The organism is Candidatus Micrarchaeia archaeon, from assembly GCA_041650355.1.
GTDB lineage: Archaea > Micrarchaeota > Micrarchaeia > Anstonellales > Bilamarchaeaceae > JAHJBR01.
On record JBAZLI010000086.1, the window covers coordinates 1 to 3,584 of the forward strand.

Annotated in this window: 4 protein-coding genes; 3 read left to right on the forward strand and 1 reads right to left on the reverse strand. The window is 55.7% G+C overall.

Annotated elements, in window-relative coordinates:
- From WC488_04990 to WC488_05000, 3 genes are all read left to right on the forward strand, one after another.
- The coding region (locus WC488_04990; GenBank protein ID MFA5077753.1) for an elongation factor EF-2 at positions 1-324 on the forward strand (324 nt) is incomplete at its 5' end.
- 85 nt (positions 325-409) lie between these two features.
- Entirely contained in the window at positions 410-937 is a 528-nt protein-coding gene (locus WC488_04995) for a 50S ribosomal protein L16 (protein MFA5077754.1), read from the forward strand.
- A 73-nt stretch (positions 938-1,010) separates the two neighbouring features.
- Positions 1,011-2,885, forward strand: coding sequence for a hypothetical protein (locus WC488_05000; protein MFA5077755.1), 1,875 nt, complete (start codon positions 1,011-1,013; stop codon positions 2,883-2,885).
- Between the two features lie 84 nt (positions 2,886-2,969).
- Here WC488_05000 and WC488_05005 read toward each other — a convergent pair.
- Positions 2,970-3,584 (reverse strand): hypothetical protein (locus tag WC488_05005; GenBank protein ID MFA5077756.1); only part of this gene is annotated, 615 nt, incomplete at its 5' end.

Genomic DNA, 3,584 nt, shown 5'->3' on the forward strand with positions numbered 1-3,584 from the left:
GAGCCCAAGCAGAAGGTCACGATAAACGTGCCCCAGGAATACGGGGGCAACGTGGTGACGCTCACGCAGGGAAAAAGGGGCCAGCTGCTGGACATGCAGCAGGACGGCGAATACACCAACGTCGTGGTGAAAATGCCCGTGGCTGACATGTTCGGATTCGGCAATGATTTGCGGTCTGCAACGCAGGGCAAGGCAATCCCATACCAGGAATATGCGGGTTACGAGGCGATGCCCAAGGACATGGTTGCCAAAGTGGTGAGGCAGATAAGGGAGCGGAAAGGGGACAAGCCAGAACCGCCGAATCCTACTGATTTCCTCGATTGATGCGTGGTTTTTGTTTGATTTTGTGTTTATAAATGTTTGGAAATGCTTTTAAATCAAAAAACTGAAATGAAAGGAGGTTGTATTTATGGGACTGAGACCCGGAAGGACTATGAGAGACGTGGACAAGGCTTCGTGGAGCAGATTCTCGCGGAGAAGGCCGAGGAAATCCTACATAAAAGCCATGCCCCACCAGGACATAACGCAGTTCAGGATGGGAGCTATAAAGCCGGATTACAACGCCACGTTCAGGCTCATCAGCCAGCAGGACATCCAGATAAGGGACAACGCGCTCGAGAGCGCGAGGCAGGCGGTGAACAAGTTCCTGGAAAAGAGCATGGTGGGCAACTTCTATTTCGTGGTCCGCGTGTTCCCCCACCAGGTCATAAGGGAGAACAAGATGATTGCAGGCGCAGGGGCCGACAGGCTGCAGAAAGGGATGCGGCAATCGTTCGGAAGGGCCACTGACAAGGCCGCGAGAGTGCGCAAGCACCAGGATGTTTTCCTGATAAACACTTACAAGGACAAGTCCAGGATAATAGAGCAGGCGATAGGCCGGGCTCTCCAGAAACTCCCTGGGTCCTACAAACTGACGATGGAAGACAAGGCGGCATGACTGGGAGTGCAGCTGCTCTTGATTTCCGCCGGTTCGAAAACCCGCTCGCACGGGACGCTCAAGTGGTGGAACTATGAACAAGAAGACGGTTGCGGACGATGCGCTGATAAGCACGGACATAGACAACATAATCAAGTACCTCTCCTCCAAAAAAAGGGTGGAGATGGGTGCGCTCGCGCGCCAGTTCGGCATGAAGCGCGACAGCATAAAGCGGTGGATAGGCATACTCGAGGACGAGGGGTATGTGCAGATAGAATATCATCTTCTCAACGAATTCGTGGTGTGGTCAGGCGAGGAACTGCCTGCCAAGCAGGCCGAGGAGCCCAGGGCCCCTGAGAAAAAGGAGCCCGGATTCTTCGACCAACCCCAGTACAATCCCAGGGGCGATGCTCCGTCGGGTTCCGAAGCCCAGAAGCAAGAACCCGGGCAGAAACCCGAGAACAAGAATGAGCGCAAGATGGAGCTTCCGGAACCGGTGCACGAGGACATAAAGGCCGAGGAGCGCGTGGAGCGCATAATGGAGCGGGTGAACAGGAAGCAGCCCAGGGACGACATAGCCGACAGCATAATCTCTTCCTTCGCCGAGAAGGAGAAAGGAGCCGGCCAGTGGTCCGAGCCTGCGTCCGCGAGCAAACCCCAGGCCGGGAAAAACAGCATGCCTGCAAGGGAGCGCATGCCGTTCGTGAAATTCTCAAATTCTTTCAAAGACGAGAAGAAGCAGCCGCAGAAGGAGAAGCGGGACGCGCACATGGAAAAGGCCAGGGAGGAGATGGTTTCCCTGAGGCGCTCGCTCTCGGAATACATGGGCGAGATAAGGGTGCAGAGAGAAGATCTCGAGAAGCTCAAGGCAGAGCGCGAGGCGTTCCTCGCGAAGGCGTACCTTCCGCTCGAGGGAAAGTTCAAGGCGGCCTACGACGGGATGGCGGACAGGATTCTCGAGAAGGAGGGCAAGATAATAGAGCTCAAGGAGCGGCTGATGGAGCTCCCGCAGAAAATGGGCGAGGCGGACAAGCTTGCAGAAGCGCTCAAGCGCATACGCGAGGGAGTGCGCGGTTCGCTCTCGGCCAACCGGGAGGAGATGGAGAAGCTGAAGAAGTCGCTGGTTTCAGAGGACTCGAAGATAGCCGCCGAAATCGAGTCGCTCGAGAAGGACATCAAGTCCAAGAAGGCAGACATGATAGACCTTTCAGGTTCTGTCTCCTCGCTTGAATCCAAGGAGCAGGAACTCAGGAAGTCCATGGAGGGCCTGAACAGGCAGCTGACCGAAGTGAACGAGGGCATAGCAACGTCCTACGCGGCGATAGCCGGGCTTTCCCAGAAAAGGGCGGAGATGGCAGCGCGGCTGGACGGCATAAAGTCCGACCTTGAAGCCAAATCCACAGAGGTTGCTGATTCGTACGCTAAGCTCAAGGACGTGAAGCAGGCCGAGGCGCTCATAAACGAGTATCTCTCGGACTACCAGTCCAAGATTGCGGACATAGAGCAGTACGCCGCGGACAGCCAGAAAGAGCTTTCGCAGCTCAAGGAATTTGCCGAGATCCGCTACATGAAAGGGTACCTGAAGGAGCTCGAATCGGTTTCCGGGTCCTACAACGAGGAATACGAGCAGGTGAAGGCACAGGAGCAGAGCCTGAACGACCGCGTTGCTGAGGCCAAGAAGAACATCGAGAACCTGGTCAAGGAGAGCCGCGAGCTTGTCAAGACAATGGAGAAGAAAACCTCAGGCAAGGAGTTCGAAGCCCTTCTTTCCGAAGTCAGGGCCAAGCAGGAGGCCGTAGTCGCGACCGTGAATGAAAAGGCGGCGGAGCGCGAGAAGCTTGCCCCGCAGCCCGGGCAGTCAGAAGGCAGCAGGGCAAACAAGCAAGCGGCTGTCCATCTAGGGAAAGGGCAGAAAAAAACCCAGGAGCGGGCTGAAAAAAAGGGCAAGAGTAAGAAAAAGAAGAGATGAACCGCGCGCAGAAAGCTAAATCGAAATAAAATTTAAAAGAAGGAAAAAGAAAAAGGAAAAACGCCCGTCCGAGCCAATGCCGCCCTAATACTGCTGATAGCTCGCGACGCATTCTGCTTTTTCAACCGCGTCGGTTATCGGGTCGCAGATTTCCCTGCACTCTGTTCTTGTGCTGGAATCGCTCAGGCTGTCGCACGGGCTCGAACCCGAACTGGTGCCTCCGTCTCCTTCGTCATCGTTCGGCCAGGTGTATGTATCGCCCCCTGTAGTGCCGTTCATCAGGCTTTTCATTATGGCGTCCAAATCGCACACCGTTCCGGTCACTGCGAACACATCGTCCCCAAAGAGCCCGGGTTTGCACTCGTATTTGGCGTTGAGCGCCCTGAGCCCGTCCAGCGGGTCGACGTCCACTCCGTTCGAAGTTGTTGTGGTCTGGGTGCTGGAGTTCGCAGCTACTTTGAGCCACTCGCATCCTGCGAGCGGTCCGCTCACAGCCGCAGTAGGCATTTTTATATAATACTCGGTTTCGAGCAGCACGAAGCCCGCGGGCACGGTTTCCTGCCCTGTTAGCACAGTGATTCCGTCACCCCTCACCTTGCTTCCCTTGAATTTGAGCGTGAGCGTGGTTGTGCTGTCGCTGCTGGTTTGGGAGTAAGTGCATTCCACCGGAGTTCCGAGGCTTATGAGCGCGTCGTATCC

What these genes read in the sequence shown, in the direction of transcription:
- WC488_04995 (MFA5077754.1), top strand. Translation starts at nt 410, where the DNA reads ATGGGACTGAGACCCGGAAGGACTATGAGAGACGTGGACAAGGCTTCG.
- WC488_05000 (MFA5077755.1), top strand. Translation starts at nt 1,011, where the DNA reads ATGAACAAGAAGACGGTTGCGGACGATGCGCTGATAAGCACGGACATA.